The sequence below is a fragment of the Pseudomonas sp. W2I6 genome (genome assembly GCF_030815935.1).
Taxonomy (GTDB): domain Bacteria; phylum Pseudomonadota; class Gammaproteobacteria; order Pseudomonadales; family Pseudomonadaceae; genus Aquipseudomonas.
In genome coordinates this window covers 4,232,364-4,254,719 of the sequence record NZ_JAUSXJ010000001.1, presented here as the reverse complement: position 1 = coordinate 4,254,719, position 22,356 = coordinate 4,232,364, and the positions used below count along the sequence as shown (strand labels likewise).

Sequence of the window (22,356 nt, the reverse complement as noted above, 5' to 3'; positions counted from 1 at the left end):
ATCGAAACCTGGCTTGATGGCATTCGCCATTGCAAGAGGACTCAAGTGCAATGATTTCTGCCGTGCAACGACGTTTTGCCAACCTCGGTATGGCCAAGAAACTGGGCTTGGGCTTTGCCCTGGTACTGCTGTTGACGGCATTGGTGGCCGCGATTGGCGTATGGTCGCTGCAAACCGTTGGCCAGCGCTTCGAGGGCCTTAAAGCCATGTCGGCGCTCAACAGCGGCTTGCTCAAGGTGCGCTTGATCGAGCAGGACTACGCGTTGCATGCCGACCCCAAGTCGGTGGACGCCTTGCACGAAAGTGTCGACGCGTTGGCGGCCCAGGCGGTAATTCTCAAGGCCCAGTCGCCTGCCAATGTCCCGGTGATGAGCGACGTCGAGCAGGCGCTGGCGGCGTATCGCAAGGCGTTCGATGAGTTTGTCGAGCTGACCCAGACCAAGGACCTGGCGCTGGAAATGGCCAGTTGGTCGGTCTCCAGTGTCGCCAACAACCTTGATGTGTTGCAGGCCGGGCTGGCGGACGACGGCGCCTATGGCCTCAAGGAAAGCCAGGGCAAGGAAGGTGCCGAATTCATCGAGCAGGCGGGGCAGGTCAGCCAGGTCTCGCGCCTGATGCTGCAGGCCATGAACGAAGCGCATGTGCGCCTGGACCAGAGCCGCAAGGGCGATGACGAGAACGCCGAGCAAGGCAAGATCGAGCAGGCCGATCAGGCCCTGGCCCAGGTCGAACAGCTGAAAACCACCGTCAAGGATCCTGGCTACCAAACCGTGCTTAACGAAGTGTCCGGGCATATTGCGGCCTTCAGCGAAAAACTCGGCGAATACACCGGGCTGCTGGCCCAGGAAAAAGTCGTCTACAAGCAGTTGCACGAACGTGCAGCCGAAGTGGTCACCCGGGTCAATCAGGCCTACGACGCAGAAGACCTGTCGATGCAGGCGCAGTTGAAGAAAAGCGCGTTGCTGATCATCGGTTCTTCGGCGTTGGCGTTATTGGTCGGGCTGATTGCCGCGTGGATCATTACCCGTTTGATCGTTGCACCGTTGCGCAGCGTGATTGCAGTGGCCCAGCAGATTGCCGCCGGTGATCTCAGTGGCCGTATGGAAGTCAGTCGCCGGGACGAGATGGGCCAGTTGATGCTCGCGATGCAACAGATGAGCAGCGGCCTGAGCAGCATGGTCAGCGGGTTGCAGGCGGGTATCGAGCAACTGGCCAGCTCGGCCCATTCGCTGTCCAGCGTCACCGAGCAGACCAATATCGAGGTCAGCAGCCAGAAGGAAGAAACCGAGCAGGTGGCCACGGCCATGAACCAGATGACCGCCACCGTGCACGATGTGGCGCGCAACGCCGAAGAAGCGGCCCAGGCGGCGCAGACGGCGGATGACAAGGTCGACAGCGGCCAGCAGGTGGTGCGCCAGAGCTTGCAGCGTATCGAGTTGCTGGCCAGCTCCGCGACCTCCGCCAGTACCAGCATCGAAAGCCTGAGCGCGGAGATCCAGACTATCGGCACCGTCCTTGAGGTGATCAAGAGCGTGGCCGAGCAAACCAACCTGCTGGCGCTGAATGCGGCCATCGAGGCGGCGCGGGCGGGCGAGCAGGGCCGCGGTTTTGCCGTGGTGGCCGACGAGGTGCGGGCGCTGGCCAAGCGCACCCAGCAATCGACCGAGGAAATCGAACGGTTGGTGAGTACCTTGCGCAGCGCTGCGCAGGCTTCGGTGCAGCAGATCAGGCAGAGCGGCGAACTGGTCAAGCTGGCGGTCAGTGATGCCCTGGAAACCGAAAGCGCCCTGGGCAGCATCGCGGCGGCGGTGTCGTTGATCCAGCAGATGAACCAGCAGATTGCCGCGGCGGCCGAAGAGCAAAGCTCGGTGGCCGAGGAAATCAACCGCAGCGTCACCAGCATCCGTGCGAGTGCCGATCAATCGGCGTTGAGCATGCAGGGCAATGCAGCGTCGAGCATCGAGCTGGCGCAGTTGGGTACGGAGCTTAAGGGGATGGTCGGGCACTTCCGCCTTTGATCACCGCAGGCCTGCGGCGATCAAAGGGCAGGGCGGTCAGGCGTTGTTGGCCAGGAAGGTCAGCAGCGCTTCGTTGACGAAATCGGGGTTTTCCCGGCTGGAGATATGCCCGGCGTGCGGAATCAACGTCAGCGCGCAGCCGATCAAGGCCGCCATTTCTTCTGATTCGGCCGGTGGGCGTGGCTTGTCCTGCTCGCCACACATCACCAGGGTGGTGTCGGTGTCGAGGCGCGCCAGTTGTTCCAGCACATCCGCGCGGCTGAAGATAATCCGGCCCAGCGGCACGATGCTGTGCACCAGGCGCTCCTTGGGGAAGGCCTGCAGTGCGTTGCGGAAATCCTGGTACAAGGCCGACGCCCGGTCGATACCGGGACGGAAGAAGATCGGCGCCACCACATCCAGCAGCGGTTCCGGAATGGCGCCGGCGTCTTCGATCATCTTGAACAGCGAAAAGTAGTATTGGCGAGTGGCTTCCGGCTCGGCGCCCAGGTGCGTGTCCATCAGCACCAGGCTGTTGACCCGCTCGGGAGCCAGCAGCGCCAGGCGTGCGCCCCACATGCCGCCGACCGACAAGCCCACGAGGTTGACCCGGGCAATGTCCAGGTGATCCAGCAGCGCCAGGTGCTGGCGTGCGAGGTCGTCCAGGGATGCAGTGTTTGCAGGCAGTGCGCCGGACTCGCCGTGGCCCCAAAGCTCGGGGACGATCACCCGGTACTGTTGCGACAGGGCTTCGATCTGCGGCGCCCACATCTGGCTGTCCCACAGGTAGCTGGAACCGAGGAGAACGGCCGGGCCGGTGCCCTGGTCGAGGTAGTGCAGCGGTTGTCCATCGATGAGCACGACAGGCATGGCGAAGCCCTTTTCGTTAACGGAGAGAGGGGCCTTTTTTACGCTATTCGAGGGGAAGGGGATAGGTGCAGAGTGATGGCATGTGGCGAGCGGGTTTGCCGCCCACCACAATGGCAGGGGATCAGTCGTAGATGGCTTTCTTCTTCCAGTCGGCGTCCGCATCCACCACTTTCAAGCCTTCGGTCAATTCGTTGACCTCGTCTTCAGCCGGTTCAAGGTTGGACAGCACCATGGAGTTGGCGCGCGCCAGCTGTTTCTCGAGCAATTGCAGCTGCTGGCTGTACACCACCGGCTCCGGTTGCTTGCGCAGGTACTGCACGCCGCGTTCGAACGCCAGGCGAGCCTGGCCCGGCTGGCCTTGTTGCAGCGCGTGCTGGCCCAGGTTGTTGAAGAACTCGATGTGCAGCAGCACCAGGATATGGCGGATTTCCTTGATCCAGTGCTTGGCTTCATTGGTCGGCAGGAAACCGTCCTGGGCCGCTCGGGTCACCTGGCCATGCAGTGCTTCGAGCAGGAAACGTACATCCTTGGCCTTGGCTTCGGTCTGGATCGGGCCTGGCGGGTTGTTCACCGGAATCGATTCGCCCTGGGCCACCAGTGCGTTGAGTTCAGTGATGCGTGCCTTGAGCGACGCATTGGACTTGTCGAGGTTCAGCAGGCGCTGATTGACGTTGAGCTCCAGGCGGGTCAGCAGCAACTTGAGTCGCGGCGTCATCAACTGGCCAGGGAAGGTCTCGGTGATTTCGCCGCAGCGGCGCAGCCGGTCATTGAGTTCGATCCGGGTCCGGTTCTTTTCCAGCTTATTGTTTTCCACCACGTGGTTCATGTAGCCAATGGCGATCAGTATTACGATCCCGGCTATTACCAGCAGGGTGATCATGAGTGGTGTCACCGGTGTGACCTCTTTATGGGGTTTGCATTGAAGTGTAGTGACTGGTGCAGTGACCGGATAGGACTGAGCGACCAGTTGCGTCAGTAGTTTCTTCTATATAGCTGGGCAGTCCCTGCGTAGATGCACATTGCCATCATTTGCTGTGGCGAACTATAGCGCCTTGTGGAACGCCAGAATATAGGCGCCAAAGCCTGGACGGCGAGAAACCCTTGCAACCCCCGTAAACCACGGCGAAGTCATTGATTTAAATAAATTTATCCTTGGGGGTTGACGACCTCCCAATCCATCCATAGAATGCGCGCCACTTACAGCGTAAAGCACACAGCGAAACGCGGTAGGGAGTGAATGTTGTACGTGTGTCCCCTTCGTCTAGTGGCCTAGGACACCGCCCTTTCACGGCGGTAACAGGGGTTCGAGTCCCCTAGGGGACGCCATATGCGGGAATAGCTCAGTTGGTAGAGCACGACCTTGCCAAGGTCGGGGTCGCGAGTTCGAGTCTCGTTTCCCGCTCCAAATTTAAGCAGTGGTGCCCTCGGGCGGCACTGAGTGAAACCAGTGCGTAATCTTCGGATTTAATCTCTGGGCACTGAAATACACACCATGTGTTTCAGTAGCGTGTCCCCTTCGTCTAGTGGCCTAGGACACCGCCCTTTCACGGCGGTAACAGGGGTTCGAGTCCCCTAGGGGACGCCATTTGCGGGAATAGCTCAGTTGGTAGAGCACGACCTTGCCAAGGTCGGGGTCGCGAGTTCGAGTCTCGTTTCCCGCTCCATATTTAACGAAAACGCCGATCAGCAATGATCGGCGTTTTTGTTTGTGGGTTTTTTATGGGATGGGGCGCAAAGCTACTTTCAGACCGGCTCCAATCCTGTCCAAAGCCAGACGACAGCCTCACCCTCCACGGTCGGCATTGGAGCCCCATACTCCAGAATTTGCTTGCTCTCTGGCTTGTATTCGCAGACCCAGGCACCCGGATATGGACACGGTTGGCCACTATTCGCGCGCATGCCGCTGACCGTCCAGTGCCAGCGAACGACGCGCCCTTCATGGGCAGGCAGTCGCTCGTTCAGCTGGATATCGCACGAGGCGAATCGGTCGGATTCAACTTCCCAGCGGCCTGCGCGAGGGGCCGGATCGTGGGTGTTGGCATAGCGGGCAGGTTCTGGTGGTGTTTGATCCGGGTCACGTTGCCATATCACCCAACCATCTGCGGACTCTCCTTCGAGGTTCGGCATCAGTTCGCCCTGTTTGAAAGCTCGCCGGGTTTGCGCCTGTCCAGAAACCAGCCACCATCCGGCCTGAATACAGGCAGTACCCGCTACGCTGCAAAGAGGCATTGGTGTAGAGGCTTTTCCAGAGGGTATAGGTGGTGGGGCGGTGAAGCGCATTGCCGGCGTCGGCCAATCGCTGTCGGCGTCAAAGCGCGCCATCCAACGCCGGCTGTCAGGGTCAGTGAAGCGCACGTTGGGGTCGCCGTCCCATTGGCCGAAGCCCAGCAATCCCAAATTGTCGTAGCGGATAGGCTTGAGCAGTTTATTCAAGAGCATGGGCAGTTCGGGCACGCCTTGTTCGACGGGGTACAACTCCGGCTGTTCACCCAGTTCGATCCATTGGCCGCTTTGTAATTCGGTAATGCTGATGCGTGGGTGAGAGAGTGCCGTACGTACCTGTTCGCGGGTCAGGTCGAGCTTTTCGCGCCAGTAGTCGGCGAGCAGGAAGGCCCAGGTGGGAGGGCGGATGCCGTTGAGCAACTCGTCTCGCATCGCAAACTCGTAGTCGATATCGAGCCCATGGAACGCCGGGGTCAACGCTCTTTCCCACGTTGTAACCTCCGCACGCGTGCCGTATTCCATCGGATTAGCCATGGCGAAACCGCTGTAGACCTGATGGGCCTTGAGCAGGTCAATGGTCTTGAGGACAAACTGACGCCAGGCATCACGGTTATCCAGCCACCATTGCCAGCGGTAATAAAATACGATTGAGGAATATTCAGTTCTGGTTCCGTCAAGCCGATACCAACTGAGCCAGAAGTCGCCCGATGTCGTAGGTGAGCTTGCATGGTTTGTTTCGTCGGAAAACCAGAACACGAAGTGCTCGTGTGGATGGGCATCCATGGCCTGCCTGCGAAGATCAGGCTCCTCCTCAGGGTAAGAATGAGGGCGATCCGTGTCTTCGTGCATGGTCATGGTGTAAGGGTGACCAAGCATTTTCTCGAAGGCTTCGTGGATATCCACCATCAGCAGGGCGACATCGCGATGAGTGCCAGGGGTGGATGGAAAATAGAAGCTGATGAAGGGGCTGACGCTGTGGGACGCGTCCTCTGTTCCGGATTCGGAATTGGGCCATTCTTTCAGTAGTTCGATAAATAGATCACGTTCTTTTACGGTAAACATTTGGTGAGTTGTACTCATAGCTATTTCTTCTTCCTCGCCTGTTCACTTGGTGTAGGTTTCTTTCCATCTCCTTCAAAGCCAGTGCAATCCTCCGGCACCCGCAACAGCGCAACTTTCTCTCTGCCGATTTTGTCCGGGTTGACGCCTGTTACGGGTTTCATCAGGTTCGCGTAATCTGATATTTGCTTTTTAACCACCCAATCTCCCGGAAACTTGATCTCCACCGCCGCGAACACATTGTCGGTTTCAAACGGTTCCTGTCGGTATTCAACAACGACCAGGTCGGGTGCCAGCAATCCCTTCGGGCGTGGCCAAAATGGCTGGATATCGCTGCCGAATCGTTTGGGGCGCGTTGCAGGGGTCCCAAGCAATGCCTTCTTGCTGGTGGCGTTGTAGTTCGGTTCTGATTTGAGTGGGCTACGCCACTCCAGCGCCTCGTCTACGGCCTCAAAGAACAACGAGGCGGTAAATTGTTTTAGTGCGACTTCAATCGTGGTTTTCACGGTGTCGCCGGCAATTTTCTTACTGATGCGCCGTGGTACTTTGATCGGCATCTGCAGGGCAACCGCGCAGACTTGGCTGATCGCCGGACGAAAAGGCACCTTGCGCTCGATGTACTCCTTGAATTCGATGTTCTCTTGCCCTCTGCGAGAGACGGTGCTGTTGCCGCCGCGATCTACGACGGCAAAGGTCGAACTCTTGACCTCGATTTCCCGCGTCATTGCTTCAATGGTGGCGCGAAGCGTGTCCTTGATCTGTTTCCTGCGCTCGGCAATCTCCACGGCAAGCTGGGCCAGCTCGGCGGCGGTTTTAGTGTTTTCAAACGCCTGATTCGCACGGTAGGCCCGGTAGGCGCCATCAATAATGCGAGCGACAACGGGGGCGAGAGGACCGGGCATGAGTCGAGATCTCCAATGTGCTGATCGAGAAAACCACTAGGAAATGTCCAGTCAGTTCCGCCCAGGGGGCAGGCCAGTCCTTCGGTCAGGAGAGCGCCTCAACGGCTCCAGTCCCATCCAGAGCCAGACGACAGCCTCACCCTCCATGGTCGGCATTGGAGCCCCATACTCCAGAAATTGCTTGCTCTCTGGCTTATATTCGCAGACCCAGGCACCCGGATATGGACACGGTTGGCCACTATTTGCGCGCATGCCGCTGACCGTCCAGTGCCAGCGAACGACGCGCCCTTCATGGGCAGGCAGTCGCTCGTTCAGCTGGATATCGCACGAGGCGAATCGGTCGGATTCAACTTCCCAGCGGCCTGCGCGAGGGGCCGGATCGTGGGTGTTGGCATAGCGGGCAGGTTCTGGTGGTGTTTGATCCGGGTCACGTTGCCATATCACCCATCCCTCTGCGGACTCTCCTTCGAGGTTCGGCATCAGTTCGCCCTGTTTGAAGGCTCGCCGGGTTTGCGCCTGTCCCGGAACCAGCCACCATCCGGCCTGAATACAGGCAGTACCCGCTACGCTGCAAAGAGGCATTGGTGTAGAGGCTTTTCCAGAGGGTATAGGTGGTGGGGCGGTGAAGCGCATTGCGGGCGTCGGCCAATCGCTGTCGGTGTCAAAGCGCGCCATCCAGCGCCGACTGTCTGGGTCAGTGAAGCGCTCGTTGGGGTCGCCGTCCCATTGGCCGAAGCCCAGCAATCCCAAATTGTCGTAGCGGATAGGCTTGAGCAGTTTGTTCAAGAGCATGGGCAGTTCGGGCACGCCTTGTTCGACGGGGTACAACTTCGGTTGTTCACCCAGTTCGATCCATTGGCCGCTTTGTAATTCGGTAATGCTGATGCGTGGGTGAGAGAGTGCCGTACGTACCTGTTCGCGGGTCAGGTCGAGCTTTTCGCGCCAGTAGTCGGCGAGCAGGAAGGCCCAGGTGGGAGGGCGGATGCCGTTGAGCAACTCGTCTCGCATCGCAAACTCGTAGTCGATATCGAGCCCATGGAACGCCGGAGTCAACGCTCTTTCCCACGTTGTAACCTCCGCACGCGTGCCGTATTCCATCGGATTAGCCATGGCGAAACCGCTATAGACCTGATGGGCCTTGAGCAGGTCAATGGTCTTGAGGACAAACTCGCGCCAGGCATAGCGGTTATCCAGCCACCATTGCCAGCGGTAATAAAATACGATTGAGGAATATTCAGTTCTGGTTCCGTCAAGCCGATACCAACTGAGCCAGAAGTCGCCCGATGTCGTAGGTGAGCTTGCATGGTTTGTTTCGTCGGAAAACCAGAACACGAAGTGCTCGTGTGGATGGGCATCCATGGCCTGCCTGCGAAGATCTGGCTCCTCCTCAGGGTAAGGATGAGGGCGATCCGTATCTTCGTGCATGGTCATGGTGTAAGGGTGACCAAGCATTTTCTCGAAGGCTTCGTGGATATCCACCATCAGCAGGGCGACATCGCGATGAGTGCCAGGGGTGGACGGAAAATAGAAGCTGATGAAGGGGCTGACGCTGTGGCGGGCCACCTCATCGGTACCCCAGTCAGTGTTGGGCCACTCCTTGAGCCCTGCAATAAACTCATCACGTTCATCTTCATCAAACAATCTATGAGTAGTGCTCACGCCTACCTCCTGTTTTTGTTGCCTTTAGGTGTGGAACGACTCTTCTCATCCGCTTCAAAGCCAGTGCAATCTTCCGGCACCCGCAACAGCGCAACTTTCTCTCTGCCGATTTTGTCCGGGTTGACGCCTGTTACGGGTTTCATCAGGTTCGCGTAATCTGATATTTGCTTTTTAACCACCCAATCTCCCGGAAACTTGATCTCCACCGCCGCGAACACATTGTCGTTTTCAAACGGTTCCTGTCGGTATTCAACGACGACCAGGTCGGGTGCCAGCAATCCCTTCGGGCGTGGCCAAAATGGCTGGATATCGCTGCCGAATCGTTTGGGGCGCGTTGCAGGGGTCCCAAGCAATGCCTTCTTGCTGGTGGCGTTGTAGTTCGGTTCTGATTTGAGTGGGCTACGCCACTCCAGCGCCTCGTCTACGGCCTCAAAGAACAACGAGGCGGTAAATTGTTTTAGTGCGACTTCAATCGTGGTTTTCACGGTGTCGCCGGCAATTTTCTTGCTGATGCGCCGTGGTACTTTGATCGGCATCTGCAGGGCAAGCGCGCAGACTTGGCTGATCGCCGGACGAAAAGGCACCTTGCGCTCGATGTACTCCTTGAATTCGATGTTCTCTTGACCTCTGCGAGAGACGGTGCTGTTGCCGCCGCGATCTACGACGGCAAAGGTCGAACTCTTGACCTCGATTTCCCGCGTCATTGCTTCAATGGTGGCGCGAAGCGTGTCCTTGATCTGTTTCCTGCGCTCGGCAATCTCCACGGCAAGCTGGGCCAGCTCGGCGGCGGTTTTAGTGTTTTCAAACGCCTGATTCGCACGGTAGGCCCGGTAGGCGCCATCAATAATGCGAGCGACAACGGGGGCGAGAGGACCGGGCATCAGTCGAGATCTCCGCTGTGCTGATCGAGAAAGTCATCAGTAAAAATAGCCTTGGCCTCGACGGGTGAGGCTTGATCATCGAGGGCCATTAGATAGGGCTGCCAGGTTTCGGTGATTCGCTGATCGTCGCGCATGATTGCCTTATGGGCCTGCACTGACCTGGATGCTTCGGTAGCCGTCCAGTCGGTTCCGCCCAGGGAGCAGGTCAGTCCTTCGGTCAGGAGAGTGGCGCCATCCGTAATGCGATATTGATAGCCTGCAAAGGCACGCTGATCGTTCTTCAGAAGGGTGTAACGCCCCAGGAATGCCCCGGGCGGTTCGGGAGATGATTGCGGGCTACCCAGCGGATTGCCCGTACCGATTGGATAGGTGGTGACGGGGCCTTTGATTTTGATGGTCAGCCCGTCAAGGGTAATGCCATCGTGGTCAATCGTGATGCTGCCACCTGGAGCCTTCAGCACAATGCGCTGGCTCGATGTGATATCGAACACAGGCGTTTTTTGCTCAATGCGTTGCCCTGCAGACAGGCGATAGCGATTGCGGACTGAGTGCTCTGCACTGCCGCCGATCTGGATGTCATGGTCAGCGGCAATCTTGTCATGTCGGTTGTTGGCAATCTCCTCAACCCGGTCACCGCCGATACTGGTGTGAAGATTACGCCCCAGCGTCTGAGTTCGATCACGTCCGATCTCCAGATGCTGGTCTTGAACAACTGCAATGCGCTCATCGTTGCCCACTCGTTCGCTGCGGTTATGGCCGATTTCAACCTGCTCGTCGTGTTCGACTTTTTCGCTGCGATCATTGCCCACGAATGTCGTGTTGTTGTGCTTGATATGAACGTTCTTGTCTTTCTCGGCGTGGATAAACACTTCCTCCTGGCCCAGCTCATCCTCAAAGCGCAGTTCATTGAAGCCTTCGCCCTTATGGGTTCGGCTCTTGATGGTCATCCGTGTCTTGTGTTTGGGCAGCGGGTAGGGCGGTAGGTTGGTTTGCCGGTACGCGGTTCCCGTGGCAATAGGCTGGTCAGGATCGCCATCTAAATAGCTGATCACCAGTTCCTGACCCACCCGCCGGGATCGCCATGGAGCCCCAGGTCGCCCCGGCCCAGCCCTGGGTGACGCGGATCCAGCAGGAGCTGTGGTCGTTGTTTTTGTCCGAGCGGTCCCACGGGAACTGCACTTTGACCCGGCCCCATTCGTCGCAGTAGATCTCCTCACCGGGAGGGCCCACCACCGTCGCAATCTGGGGGCCGTCGATGCAGGGTTTCTTGCGCAGGGGCGCTTTCCAGTCGGAGGTCCAGCGGATGGCGCTGGCTTTCATTTCGTAGGAAGTGCCGAGGCCGCTGCCGAACGATTCCTCCTGCAAGCTGGTGTGCTGCTTGCCTGCATGGGTGATGGCGATGGTGCGCCAACGGTCATTGAAATCCTCCCGTGGATGCTCGTTGAGGTCGAAAGCCAACCCCGGTTGCAGGCGCGCGTCGTCGCCTTCCAGGTGCGCCAGCTTGGCGTCATTGCGCAGCGCAGCCAGGCGGGTCTTGGTGAAGGGCTTGCCGGCGATGTCACGCTTGTAGCGGCCAGGGTAGTCGTAGCGTTCGTAATCCTTGTGCTGGTTGTTCAGGTCCTGATCGCCGGTGGCGGTATGCTGCTGGCTGTAGCGCGGATGGGTGAAGGTGTAGTCGCGCTGCACCTGCACGGCGGTGCGTACCTGTTCGGTGTAGTGGAAGCGGTTCAGGGCCGGTTCCATGGCGTCGCCGCCGCTCATGGGCTGGTAGACCACCGGGCAGTCGGTGTGGGTGCCGATGGTGCCCAAGCCGCCGACGCGGTCGGTGAGCCATAGGGTGTGGCCATCGGCGCGGTGTTCGAAGGTATAGAGCAGGCCTTCTTCGGCAGCCAGGCGAGCGATGAAATCAAGGTCGGTTTCGCCAGCTTGTACGCAGTACTCGCGAGGTTGATGATCGAAGCAGAGGTAGGTTTTGACGTCGGTCAGTTTCTGTTCGGCCAGCATGCTGATGATGATGTCGGGCACGGTCTGGCCCTGGAAGATGCGCCAGTTGGAGCGCAGGTCGAAGCGGGCCAGGGTCGGTTCGATCACGGCGGTGTAGCGGGTACGGCGAAAGCCGGTGTCGCCTTGGGTGAATAGGCTGACCAGTCCGTGGACGTAGCGTACCGGCGAGTAGCCGCGCCAGATGGTGAACAGCGCGGCCAGGTCGAGCACGCGGTAGAAGTCGATGGCCGGGTGATGGCTGACCAGTTCCAGCGTGAGTTTGAACGGCTGAGACAGGCCCTCCTCAAGGGTGAACGAGACCACTTCGAAGGGATCGCCCCGTAGCGGTTCGAAGGTGTAGCGCAGGTCGCTTTGACGGGGCATCGGGCCTCCTGGTGGTTTTCGCGCAGGGGTTAGAGCTTGAGAATTTTGTCCAGTGAGACAAGTACCTCTCGTGTAAGGGCGTTCAAGCGCAGGGTGTAGATCGCGTACGCGGTGACCAGTACGACGGTAGCCAGTGCCCACGGCGTCCAGAGCGGCCAGGCACGTTTGATCCGGTAATTGCGCGGCGCGACATTTTTCAGTGGATCAGTCAGGCGTTTGGGTGTCTCGCCGCGCAGCGGGCGCAACAGGCCGTGCAGTTGGTTGATGATCTTCTGTATTTCGTCATCGCCCTTGGCATGGGCGCCGTATTTGCCTTTGAGACCGGAGACCAGGCACTGGTACATGAACTCCAGCACATGCTGGTACCTGGCCGCTTCGGGGATCATGTTGTTCATGACGGTAAAGAATTTTTCGCCGCCCCACGTCTCCTCATGAAACTGACTGAGCAGTGAGCGTGCACTCCAAGTGGAGGACTTGCCCCAGGTAGTGCTCATGACCACCTCGTCCAACAGCAGGCACAGGCTGTAGGAGTAGGCTTTGAGCATGCCGGCGTCATAGTCGAGCTGACGGACTTCTTCCATGATCGTGGTGATTTGGTTGCTGACGCTTTGGTACAGCGCGGGCACATTATCGTGCCGGTCCAAACGGCGCAGCCGGATGACCAGCCCGATCAGAGGCGTAGCCGCATCACACAGCGGGTTCCAAGCCAGGCCGCGCATATCGAACTCAGGGTCGGCCAGCAAGGGGGCGGGGCTGGAGCCTGTGGCTCCCGGCTCGGGCGAAGCAACGGGTTTTGTGTGGAGGGCTGTATTCGATGGGGCATCACTCATCGTGTTGTCTACACTCTTGCAGGTTAAGAGGTGCAACGTGAGTTCTGCTTTTTCGTTGCTGGTGTCACTCTAGGCTGACAAGATTTGGCGACTCAATAGAGCGTGGGAGATCAAGAGCGATCCTACAATTGAGGACGTAAAAGGCTGTCGGTTTTGCCTGTATTTTGTGGGCGAGGACGCAATGCCTCGCTCCACGTGGCGTCCGAATCCCTAGAAGTTATCCATCGCGTGGCACATGGACAGCCTTCCCGACGGCGTCGGCTCAATCGGACTCCATCGTTCGGCACCCTTCGGCAGTTCCGCCAGCTCGAACGCACAACTGCGGGACAGGGATGCGCGCACCATGTAGTCCATGCCGGACTTGGGGATAAACGTCATGGTGTTGAAACATTGCCGGCCAGCTTGCGGCAGCCCGATGTAGTGAAAGGCGATGGGCGTGTTCGCTGGAATCAGCAGTTCGGATGACACCGCACCGTCCCAGGTATAGATCGGCCCCGGCATACCGAGGCTTGCACCATTGCGGTCGGCGAAGCCGGATTTGGCTGAGACCATCACGCCGGCGCCGGGAACATTCCAGTCCAGGCAGTCGCGCCCTGGCACTGCACGCACCATGCCGTCGCTGATCACGCGCACGCGCGCCGTCTCGGTGGCGGGCGGCGCCGTGTAGGCGGTGTTGAGGGAGCGGATGTTATACACCTGGCCGCAGCCGCTGAGGAGCACCAGGAACAGGGCGGGAATGACACGTAAAGTGCTCATGGCTGGCGGCAGTTCTGGCTGACCGACAGATGCGGCGCGGGCTCATGGCTGACCATCTGCAAGCCATCGGCGCCCTGGAAGATAAAATATGTGCTGCGACAATCCCTGAATGTCTGCGAGTAACCCTCAGCCCGGAATCCCTGCCCGTCGATCTTCCTGGTCACCGTATTGTCACGGCTGACCACGGCGAGTACCTGCTCATAGCTGTCGCCCATCTTCACCCCCGGCACCCCGGTGGAGGTCATGGAATTGGCACAACCTGCCAGCCCGATGGCCGCCCAAACCAGCGCCGTACCGTACAGTCCATTGCGTGTGGTGTTCATCCCTGCTCTCCATCCATGAGGTGTGCAGGGTTGGTCAGCGCAACGGCGGAAAAGTGCAACATTCATATCTGGCAATGTGACATTGCCCGCAAATCATGGGATTTGCAGGCAACGGCTCACGGCTTGCCCGGATGCGGCTCCGGGTACTCGCTTGTCACGTCCAATGCCTTGGCATACGGCCCGTCCCACAGTTGCTCGTGTAAATCTCCCACACGCTTGGCCATCGCCTCACTGCGCATCACCACTTCCAGGTTGCGCGAGTTATCGAAATAACCGCCCAGCCAGTTACTGGTGCCCACCCACGCCACTTGCCCGTCGATTTCCATGGTCTTGCTGTGGATCACCCGCGCATAAGGAATAAATCCTTGCCTGGCCTCGGGCAGCGTGACGATCTTGACCTCGACATTCGGCAGCACCGCCAGGCTTTTCAGGTACGGCAATTCCAGTGCTTCGGTGTTCCAGTTGGATACCATCAACTTGATCGAGACCCCGCGCGCTGCCGCTGCACGCACTGCATTGTCGATCATCGCGTAGTAAGGCCGGGTTCTGTCAGGTCCATAGGACAGCGGCGCGTAGTCCAGCAGTTGTACGCGCACTTCCTTTTTCGCCTCTCCCAGCAGACGTGGCAGTTCCAGCTGCGAATCACCCACACCCGGCGGGTTGTAGCGCTGGGGGCTGGCTACCAGGTAGTTGCCGGTGCGTGCTGGTGTGGCGCCTGTGGCGGGCAGGGCAACAGGCTGGTTGTCGGCCAACGCAGCCTGGGCCTGCCAGTCCTGTTCAAAAATGGCCTGGGTCTGGGCGACGACGTTTGCATCACTGATCAACAGCCCGGTTTCGTGGATATGCTCCAGCGAACGCCAGTCGAAGTTCTGGCTGCCGATAAACGCCTGCTTGCCATCCACTACCATGTACTTGGCGTGGATGATCCCGCCACTCAGCTTGCCATAGGGCAGGATGCGGAAGGTCAGGTTGGGAATGGCTTTCAGGCGCTCCAGGGTCGAGGCTTCCGACAGCCGCACGCCTTTTTCTTCCAGCAGGAAGCGAATTTTCACCCCGCGTTTGCCGGCGGCTTCCAGGTGTTCAATCACCTTGTCCATCACCGAGCCAGGATGGTCGGCCGCGTAGAACTGGCCGATGTCGATGCGGCTTTTCGCGCCGTCGAACAGCTGGATCCACACGGGGCCGGGCTGGCGCAGATCGGCGGTGCCAAGTTGGGTGTCCACTGGCACGGTGTGTACCAACTCAAATCCCGGAATTGAAAAGTCCGCCTGGGCAAGCGGACTGAGGAGCAGGCCTGCAAGGCCGGCGATACGTAATTTCAGCGATATGGACATAGGCGTCTCATCGGGCAAAAAAAGGGCGGGCGCATGATGCGCCCGCCCCGGGAAGGTCACGCAGTGCGGGTGTGCAGCGGGGTCGGTACCAGGTGCGGCACTTCACCCTGCACGCGGGCACCGGTTGCAGCGCGGATCAGCAGGATTTTCAGCTGGTCGTTGATACGCTCCAGGCTGTCCTGGAAGAAGTTGTGGAACACCACGCAGAACAGCGCGATGGCGATACCCAAACCCGTGGCGAACAGGGCCGTACCGATACCACCGGAAATCTGGCCCGGGTCGGACACACCGGCACTGGCCAGCGCCTTGAAGGTGTCGATGATGCCGAGGATGGTCCCCAACAGGCCGAGCAGCGGCGCGGCGGTGGTGATGGTTTCGATGATCCACAGGCTGCGCGACAGCGGCGCGCGGGTCTTGAGGTACTGGGTTTCGATCTCGTCGTCCAGGTCCTTGCGCGAACCATGGGACGCCTTCTGCGCCAGGATCGGCAGCACCATGCTCAGCGGCAGGCTGTCACGGCGAGTCAGGTTTTCCGGCAGGTCGCGTTCGCTGTGCACATTGGCGCCCAGCACTTCGGTCAATGCACGGGCCTGGCGGCGCACGTAGGCGAAGTAGATGCCACGTTCGATGGTGATGAAGATTGCAATCGCCAGTGCGGCGTACATCACATAAAAGGTGATTTGGTGAAGCAGGTTCATGTCCATGATGCTGAGCCTCGCAGTTAGAAATTGGCTTCCAGGGAAACGGTGACGGTGCGGTCAAGCCCAACGATGTAGGCCGGGTCGCCATCGCGGAAACCGCTGTAGCTCGCCGAGTTGGTCTTGGTGGTGTACACGCCGTCCAGGTACTTCTTGTCGAACAGGTTGTCGACGTTCAGGCGCAGGGTTGCGTCCTTGACGACTTTCTTGTCCACCGGCAGGTAGATACCGGCGCCGAGGTTGAAGATGGTGCGGGCGGAGATGGCTTCGTCGTTGGTCAGGTCGCCATAGAGCTTGCTGGTGAACTTGCCGCCGAAGGTGCCGTAGAAGCGCCCGTCGTCATAGCCGATGTTGGCCGCCAGCATGTTGGTCGGCACGTTGGCGAACTGCTTGCCGCTGGTGGGCAGCACGATCGGCTTGCCGGCGCTGAACACGGTCAGGTCGTCCTGCTGCTTGGAGCTGGTGTAGGTGTAGGAGGTGTAGTAGTTGAAGTTGTGCGGCAGCTTGCCGCTCCACTCCAGTTCCAGGCCTTTGTTGATGACGGTGCCGGCGTTGATGTCGGCGGAATCACCGTTGCTGTCCAGGGAGGTGAGCTGGCGATTCTTGAACTGCATGTAGAACAGGGTCGCGGCGAGGGTGCTGTCTTCGCCGGTGTAGCGCCAGCCCAGTTCCTGGTTCCAGCTGAGTTCCGGCTTGGAGTCGAGGGAGCCGACGCCTTTGTCGTACAGCACGTAGTTCTGTGGAATACGCATGTTGCGCGACAGGCTGTAGAACAACTGGTCACGCTCGTCGAGCTGGTATTTCAGGCCGGCGTTGGGCAGCAGTTTGTTGTAGGTCTGGCTGGCCTTGCCGGGTTGCTCGGTGAGGCTGCCGTGGTTGGTGCCGTCACGCTCGACGTTCATGTAGGCAATGCCCGCGATCAACGTCCAGTCCGAGTTGATGTACCAGGTGTCCTGGGTCCAGACCTTTTGCGCCGGCGTCACGGTGTAGCGGTCGCGACCCTGTACGGTGTTGCCGTTGGCGTCGACCACGGAGTTGCCGTCGGGCCAGGTATCGCTTGGCTTGCCGTTGTTCTTGAGGGCAATGAACGGTTGGGTCTGGCTTTGGCGGGCGCGTTCATACCAGTAGCCGAATTGCAGGCTGTGGTCGCCCAGGTCCCAGTTCAGCTTGGTGGTGATGCCCGGGCGCCAGGTCTGGGTGCGCGAAGGGCGGTAGTAGACGCCGGTGGTCGCGGAACCGTCGGCGTTGTATTGAGCCTGTGTCGGCAGGTTGCCGAGGTCGAAAACGCCGCCCTTGTTCGAGCCACTGTTCAGCGCATAGGCCGAGGAGCCCACGCCGCTGCCGTTGCCGTAGTAGTAATACGGGATCACCGAGAGGGACAGGTTGTCGCTCAGCTTGTACTGGGTGTTGAGCACGGCGGTAAAGGTCTGGAACGGGTTCTGCGCCAGGTCGTAGTAGCTGCTGACCTTGCCGTTGGCGCCCACCGCCGGTGTCGCCGGGTACGGGTCGTACTTGCGGCCGTACTGCTGGAACTGTGCCTTGGTCAACTGGCTGTAACTGTTGTTGTCCTGCTCGTGGTACTTGAGGATCAGGTTGGCGGTGTTGCCGTTGCCGGCGTCGAAGAAGCTGTTCCACTCCACCTTGTCCGCACGTACGGCACCCGAGCCGCGCCACATCTGGCCTTCGGTGTGGGAGGCCGACAGCCAGTTGCTCAGGCCGTTGACTTCACCGGTATTGAGGCGGGCAAAGGTCTTGCGGGTGGCGTTGCTGCCGACCACTTGCTTGACGAAGGCACCGGTTTCCTTGGTGGGGCGAATGGTCACGATGCCGATGTTGCCGCCGCTGGAACCGATGTGCGGGCCGTCGGCTTCCGACGAGCCCTGGGTGACGAAAATCTGGTCGATGTTTTCCGGGTCGCCCAACAGATTGGAGTACAACGCGTAGTTGCCGGAGTCGTTGATCGGCATGCCGTCCACCGACATACCGACCTGGTCGGAGTTCATGCCGCGCATGGTGAAGCGGAAGCCCGAGAGGCCGGTGTTGTCTTCACTGGAGATGTTCAGGCCCGGGGTGTACTTGAGCTTGTCGATGGCGTTGCCGGTGGCCGTCTGTTTGTCCAACGCTTCCTTGGTGATGGTCGAGCGGCCCTTGGCGCTCTCTTCCTGGACCATGTAACCGCCCCCAGCGGTTGCCTTGCCCTGTACCCCAATAGTCCCGACGTCACTGTCGCTGGTATCTGCCATGACCACTCCATGGGTCATGCTCGTCGCGGCAACGAGTGCCAGATGAATCCGGGTGAACTTCATCACTGTCGTCCTGGTGGTGTGTGCTTATTGCACGCTGTAGTTGAAGGTGGCGGTGAAGCGCTGCTCGTTACGTCCACCGAAGGCTTGTTCGGGGAACGGTTTCACCTGCTTGATACGGCGCAGGCTGTTGGTGGCGGCCCGGTTGAGCAGCATGCTCGGCGCCGGGGTCTGGATCCCGGAGTCGAGGACGCGGCCTTGGCGGTCCACCATTAACCAGACCACCACCTCGCCACTCGGGCGTTCAAGGGACGCCTGGCGCCCGGTGGGGTATTGCTTGTAGGTGTCCAACTCGTTGCGCAAGCCCTTGAGGTAGCCGCCTTCCAGTGCCTGGCCGTCGACTTTCGGCGGCGCCGGCGGAGCGGTGGGGGCCGGCGTTGGTGCGGGAGCGGCTTGCACCGGCTTGGCGGCCACCGGAGCTGGCGCAGGCACAGGCGTTGGCTTGGCGACCACGGGCTTGGGCACCGGTTTTGGCTTGGGCTCAGGCTTTGGCAGTGGTTTGGGGATCGGCTTGGGTGGCGGAGGCGGAGGGGCAGGTTCGGCCTCCTCGTCTTCGATCACCGGCGGCGGTGGCGGCGGTTCTTCCACCACGGGCTCGGGGACCACTTCCGGCTCGGGCTCGACCAGCGCGAGTTCAACCGCCGACTCGTCGTACTGCGGCTGGATCTTCAGGGGTTGGGACTGGATACCCAGTGCAATCAGCACCAGGGCGATCAGGGCCGGGACACTGCCCAGCAGCCGACGCGCACGAAACAAGGCATACATGATCAGGACTTTTTCGTGGCGATGGAGACAGAGGTAAAGCCACCCAGGCGCAGGGTGTCCATCACCTCGACCAGGCGCGACACTTCCACGCCTTTGTCGCTGTTGACGATGATCGTCGACTTGGTGTCTGGCTTCTCGCCGGCCTTGAGTGCAGGCACCAGCGCGTCGACGGTCAGGTCCTTGCCATCGAGCTGCAGCTGACCTTCCAGGCCCAGGGTCAGGATGAATTTATTTTGCGGCTTGAGCTGCTGTGAACTGCTGGCGCTCGGCAGATGAGTCTTCATGCCCAGGGCCGGAATCACGTTCAAACTCACCAGTACAAAAAACACCAACAGGAACATCATCACGTCGATCATCGGGATCAGTTCGATGTGTGCCTTGCGTTTTTTGGGTTCATCCCAAGTTCTCATTCCGCTACCCCGCAGTTGATTAGGGGCGACACGCTAGCAACCAAAAATGACCGAATGGTTAACTTTAATTTAAGCTTTTAAGGCTCTAGGGCGCGTCTTACAGACGACTCGTGGGTCTATTTATCTACGTAATGAAACTGACACGACGCGGGTACATTCTTGGAGAATTTATTTCGCGAGTCCGCCTGCATGAGCATTGCACTGCCGCATTTATCCACCCCGCGACTGCTGTTGAAGCCTCTGCAAAAGGAGCAGGCCGAGACGTTGTCGGTGCTGGCCAACGATCCCGATATTGCGAACAACACGGCTGCGATTCCATCGCCTTACACCTTGGAAACCGCACACGCCTTTATTGATGGCCAGGCAGAGAATTACCGCTCGGGGCATTCACTGGGGCTGGGTATTCATCTGCGGGAAACCGGCGAATTGATCGGCGTGATCAGTCTCAGATTATCTGCTGCTCATCGAAGTGGGCATCTCGGGTATTGGGTGGCCGCCCATTCTCGAAGCCAGGGTTATGCCGCCGAAGCAGCGGCGCAGATCATGGCGTTTGGGTTCAGCGAATTGGCGCTGCAGCGTGTGGGCAGCCAGTGCTTTGCTCGTAACAAAGGGTCCGCTCGGGTCATGGAAAAAATTGGCTTGGGTTACGAAGGGTGCATGAAGGGTGCCTTCCTCAAGAATGGGGTGCACGAGGACATGTTGTTGTATGGCCTGGTGCGTGCCGATTGGACGGAGCGCAGTTGATGAGCGTGAATCACGATCGCCGTCGCGTACTGGGCGGGCTTGCAGTTGCCACGGCGTTTTCGATCCTCAGCCCGTTTGCCCGTAGTGCAGGCATCGACTATCCCTTCACCCTCGGTGTGGCGTCAGGCGATCCATTGCCCGATGGTTTCGTGATCTGGACGCGCCTCGCGCCGCTGTTCAATGCCGCCGACGGTCGGGGTGGCTTGAGCCGCGCGGTGCCGGTGCGCTGGAAGGTGGCCCGCGATGCAGCGATGACGCACGTTGTGCGCCAGGGCGAGGTGATGGCCAGCGAGCGTTTCGCCCATTCGGTGCATGTGGAAGTGAGCGGGTTGGAGGCGGGTCGACCTTACTGGTACCAGTTCGAGGGCCTCGGTGCGCAAAGCCCGGTGGGCCAGTCGCGCACAGCGCCGGCGGTGCATGCCATGGCATCGGCGCAGCTGGGTTTTGTCTCCTGCTCCCATTGGGAGCGAGGCTACTTCAGCGCCTATCGGCATTTGGCCGCCGAGCAGCCTGACCTGGTGTTTTTCCTCGGGGATTACATCTATGACAGTTCCTACGCGGCTGATTCCGGCAAGATCATTCGCCCCCACGGCAGCGGCAATGCGTTGAATCTGGTGGATTACCGCAACCGCTACGCCCTGTACAAGACCGATCCGGATTTGCAGGCACTGCATGCTGCGGCGCCCAGTGTGGTCACCTGGGACGATCACGAAGTGCAAAACGACTATGCCAGCCAGTGGTCCCAGGACCCGAACATCCCGGTGACGAGTTTTCTCAAGCAGCGGGCGGCGGCCTACCAGGCCTTCTACGAGCACATGCCGCTGCGGGCCAGCAGCCTGCCGCGCGGGCCGGACATGCGCCTCTATCGGCGTTTGGATTACGGCCGGCTGGCGCGTTTCCATGTGCTGGATGGGCGTCAGTACCGCTCCGAGCAGCCATGCATCCTGGCCAATGGCAGCCACAAGGGGCATGTGGCCGCGAATACCTGTGCCGACCTGCGCGATCCCCGTCGCACCATGCTCGGCTGGGAGCAGGAGGCTTGGCTGGATCAGGGTTTTGCCGAGTCCCGGGCACAATGGAACGTGATCGCCCAGGACCTGTTGGTCGCGCCGCTTACGCAACGTGACCTGACCAACCACAAGCCCGGCCGCTGGACAGATGGCTGGGATGGTTACATGGCCAACCGTGAGCGGATGCTTGCGTCGATGGTGCGCAGAAAGGTGAATAACCCGGTGTTCTGGGGCGGCGATATTCACTCGTTCTGGACGACGGACCTGCACGCTGACGCAGGGAATCCGGATTCGCCCGTGGTCGCGACCGAGTTTGTCGGCACGTCGGTGACGTCTGACGGGCCGCCATTTGATGCGTTCAGTGCGATCCTGCCCCTCAATCCCCATGTGAAGTTTTTCGACAGCCGCCAGCGCGGCTATGTGTCGGTGGCGCTTGAGGAGAGGAATATGCTGACGAACTTCCGGGTGATTTCCGATCCCCGGGATCCGAACGCCAGCGTCTCGACCCTCAAGTCGTTTTTGGTGGAACCGGGCAGGGCGGGGGCGATTGCGGTTTAGTCAGTTCAGGGTATAGCGCACCGACAATGCACCCTTTTTCTCGGAGAGGGCCAGGATCGTCACCTGACCCACGTCCCCCAATGCCTGCACATGCGTGCCGCCGCAGGCATAGGCCGGCAGGTCGCCAAAACCCACTTGCCGCGTACCGTCATCCAGGGCCATATGGCGCGGCAGGTTGGCGGCGATCCATTGGTCGACTTGCCGCTGGATCGCCTCGGCGTCCATGGCCTGGGCCGAGGTGCCGCGAATAAAGGTGATCTTGCCTTCGCCCGGCCAGTGATGAGCCTTGATCGGCATCCAGCCCAGGGTTTCACCGGCATTGCCGATAAGATGCCCGGCCGAGTGCAGGCGCGTGTGCAAGGTGCGGCGGTCTTCGTCGACGCGTGCCTGGATCACGCCGGGAGCCACGGGGCGGTCTACGTAATGCACGACATGATCGCTTTCCTGCACCACCTTCAACACCTGGCTTGCCCCGAGCCAGCCGGTGTCGCAGGGCTGGCCGCCACCTTGTGGATGGAAGATTGTGGACTGCAGGATTACCGCAAACTGGTTATCAAAAGGTGTGCATCCCAACACTTCAAGTTCGGCATTCAGGTGGTCATGGGTAAAAAACAGGCGCTGGGTCATCATTTATATCCGCATCAGGGTTTCTAACCGGCAGTATAAG

18 protein-coding genes, 4 tRNA genes and 2 pseudogenes are annotated in these 22,356 nt (G+C 59.7%); 8 read left to right on the top strand and 16 right to left on the bottom strand.

Annotation, left to right across the window (positions count from 1 at the left end):
- Positions 1 to 50: 50 nt before the first annotated feature.
- Positions 51 to 1,157: pseudogene (locus QF039_RS33775) on the top strand (HAMP domain-containing protein); the annotation flags it as partial.
- A complete protein-coding gene (locus tag QF039_RS33770; RefSeq protein WP_371315662.1) occupies positions 1,137 to 2,018 on the top strand; it encodes a methyl-accepting chemotaxis protein in 882 nt (293 codons plus the stop codon). The pseudogene QF039_RS33775 and the gene QF039_RS33770, both read left to right, overlap by 21 nt.
- Before the next feature lie 36 nt (positions 2,019 to 2,054).
- Here QF039_RS33770 and QF039_RS19420 read toward each other — a convergent pair whose 3' ends face one another.
- Positions 2,055 to 2,867: an alpha/beta fold hydrolase gene (locus QF039_RS19420; protein ID WP_307520173.1), complete on the bottom strand. Its 813-nt coding sequence runs from the start codon at positions 2,865 to 2,867 to the stop codon at positions 2,055 to 2,057.
- A gap of 121 nt (positions 2,868 to 2,988) precedes the next feature.
- Positions 2,989 to 3,747, bottom strand: a complete 759-nt coding sequence (locus QF039_RS19415) for a hypothetical protein (protein WP_003217193.1) — start codon at positions 3,745 to 3,747, stop codon at positions 2,989 to 2,991.
- A gap of 370 nt (positions 3,748 to 4,117) precedes the next feature.
- Between QF039_RS19415 and QF039_RS19410 the strand changes: the two genes are divergently transcribed.
- The 4 genes from QF039_RS19410 (at position 4,118) to QF039_RS19395 (ending at position 4,531) form a co-directional block, all read left to right on the top strand.
- Positions 4,118 to 4,193 (top strand) — tRNA-Glu (locus QF039_RS19410).
- Between the two features lie 3 nt (positions 4,194 to 4,196).
- Positions 4,197 to 4,272: transfer RNA gene (locus tag QF039_RS19405), tRNA-Gly, on the top strand.
- A gap of 104 nt (positions 4,273 to 4,376) precedes the next feature.
- Positions 4,377 to 4,452 (top strand) — tRNA-Glu (locus QF039_RS19400).
- A 3-nt stretch (positions 4,453 to 4,455) separates the two neighbouring features.
- Positions 4,456 to 4,531: transfer RNA gene (locus QF039_RS19395), tRNA-Gly, on the top strand.
- A 79-nt stretch (positions 4,532 to 4,610) separates the two neighbouring features.
- On the opposite strand, the gene QF039_RS19390 is transcribed toward QF039_RS19395, so the two are convergent.
- The 13 genes and pseudogenes from QF039_RS19390 to QF039_RS19325 all read right to left on the bottom strand — a co-directional run bounded on the left by QF039_RS19390 (position 4,611) and on the right by QF039_RS19325 (position 19,377).
- Positions 4,611 to 6,170 carry a type VI immunity family protein gene (locus QF039_RS19390; protein ID WP_307520170.1) on the bottom strand — a complete coding sequence of 520 codons (1,560 nt, stop codon included), beginning with the start codon at positions 6,168 to 6,170 and terminating at the stop codon, positions 4,611 to 4,613.
- 2 nt (positions 6,171 to 6,172) lie between these two features.
- The gene (locus tag QF039_RS19385) at positions 6,173 to 7,051 is read right to left on the bottom strand and encodes a VRR-NUC domain-containing protein (RefSeq protein ID WP_307520168.1); all 879 of its coding nucleotides are present in this window, start codon (positions 7,049 to 7,051) and stop codon (positions 6,173 to 6,175) included.
- A gap of 51 nt (positions 7,052 to 7,102) precedes the next feature.
- Entirely contained in the window at positions 7,103 to 8,710 is a 1,608-nt protein-coding gene (locus QF039_RS19380; RefSeq protein ID WP_307520166.1) for a type VI immunity family protein, read from the bottom strand.
- A 2-nt stretch (positions 8,711 to 8,712) separates the two neighbouring features.
- Positions 8,713 to 9,591, bottom strand: coding sequence for a VRR-NUC domain-containing protein (locus QF039_RS19375; protein WP_307520164.1), 879 nt, complete (start codon positions 9,589 to 9,591; stop codon positions 8,713 to 8,715).
- Positions 9,591 to 11,958: pseudogene (locus tag QF039_RS33765) on the bottom strand (type VI secretion system Vgr family protein). The gene QF039_RS19375 and the pseudogene QF039_RS33765 overlap by 1 nt, the downstream one beginning before the upstream one ends.
- A 29-nt stretch (positions 11,959 to 11,987) precedes the next feature.
- Positions 11,988 to 12,788: a type IVB secretion system protein IcmH/DotU gene (gene icmH / locus QF039_RS19360; RefSeq protein ID WP_373462027.1), complete on the bottom strand. Its 801-nt coding sequence runs from the start codon at positions 12,786 to 12,788 to the stop codon at positions 11,988 to 11,990.
- Between the two features lie 210 nt (positions 12,789 to 12,998).
- Entirely contained in the window at positions 12,999 to 13,544 is a 546-nt protein-coding gene (locus QF039_RS19355) for a hypothetical protein (protein ID WP_307520154.1), read from the bottom strand.
- Positions 13,541 to 13,867: a hypothetical protein gene (locus QF039_RS19350; protein WP_087695362.1), complete on the bottom strand. Its 327-nt coding sequence runs from the start codon at positions 13,865 to 13,867 to the stop codon at positions 13,541 to 13,543. Before QF039_RS19350 ends, QF039_RS19355 begins: the two co-directional genes overlap by 4 nt.
- Positions 13,868 to 13,983: 116 nt before the next feature.
- The gene (locus tag QF039_RS19345) at positions 13,984 to 15,201 is read right to left on the bottom strand and encodes a phospholipase D-like domain-containing protein (RefSeq protein ID WP_003217201.1); all 1,218 of its coding nucleotides are present in this window, start codon (positions 15,199 to 15,201) and stop codon (positions 13,984 to 13,986) included.
- Between the two features lie 56 nt (positions 15,202 to 15,257).
- The gene (locus tag QF039_RS19340; protein WP_003217203.1) at positions 15,258 to 15,905 is read right to left on the bottom strand and encodes a MotA/TolQ/ExbB proton channel family protein; all 648 of its coding nucleotides are present in this window, start codon (positions 15,903 to 15,905) and stop codon (positions 15,258 to 15,260) included.
- A 17-nt stretch (positions 15,906 to 15,922) separates the two neighbouring features.
- Positions 15,923 to 18,205, bottom strand: a complete 2,283-nt coding sequence (locus QF039_RS19335; RefSeq protein WP_307520150.1) for a TonB-dependent receptor — start codon at positions 18,203 to 18,205, stop codon at positions 15,923 to 15,925.
- 24 nt (positions 18,206 to 18,229) lie between these two features.
- The gene (locus tag QF039_RS19330; RefSeq protein ID WP_307520148.1) at positions 18,230 to 18,967 is read right to left on the bottom strand and encodes an energy transducer TonB; all 738 of its coding nucleotides are present in this window, start codon (positions 18,965 to 18,967) and stop codon (positions 18,230 to 18,232) included.
- Between the two features lie 2 nt (positions 18,968 to 18,969).
- A complete protein-coding gene (locus QF039_RS19325; RefSeq protein ID WP_307520146.1) occupies positions 18,970 to 19,377 on the bottom strand; it encodes a biopolymer transporter ExbD in 408 nt (135 codons plus the stop codon).
- Positions 19,378 to 19,566: 189 nt separating this feature from the next.
- Between QF039_RS19325 and QF039_RS19320 the strand changes: the two genes are divergently transcribed.
- A complete protein-coding gene (locus tag QF039_RS19320; RefSeq protein WP_307520144.1) occupies positions 19,567 to 20,121 on the top strand; it encodes a GNAT family N-acetyltransferase in 555 nt (184 codons plus the stop codon).
- The gene (locus tag QF039_RS19315; protein ID WP_307520143.1) at positions 20,121 to 21,689 is read left to right on the top strand and encodes an alkaline phosphatase; all 1,569 of its coding nucleotides are present in this window, start codon (positions 20,121 to 20,123) and stop codon (positions 21,687 to 21,689) included. The genes QF039_RS19320 and QF039_RS19315 overlap by 1 nt, the downstream gene beginning before the upstream one ends.
- Here QF039_RS19315 and QF039_RS19310 read toward each other — a convergent pair whose 3' ends face one another.
- Positions 21,690 to 22,316, bottom strand: a complete 627-nt coding sequence (locus tag QF039_RS19310; protein WP_307522997.1) for an alanyl-tRNA editing protein — start codon at positions 22,314 to 22,316, stop codon at positions 21,690 to 21,692. It lies immediately after the preceding gene.
- Positions 22,317 to 22,356 lie beyond the last annotated feature (40 nt).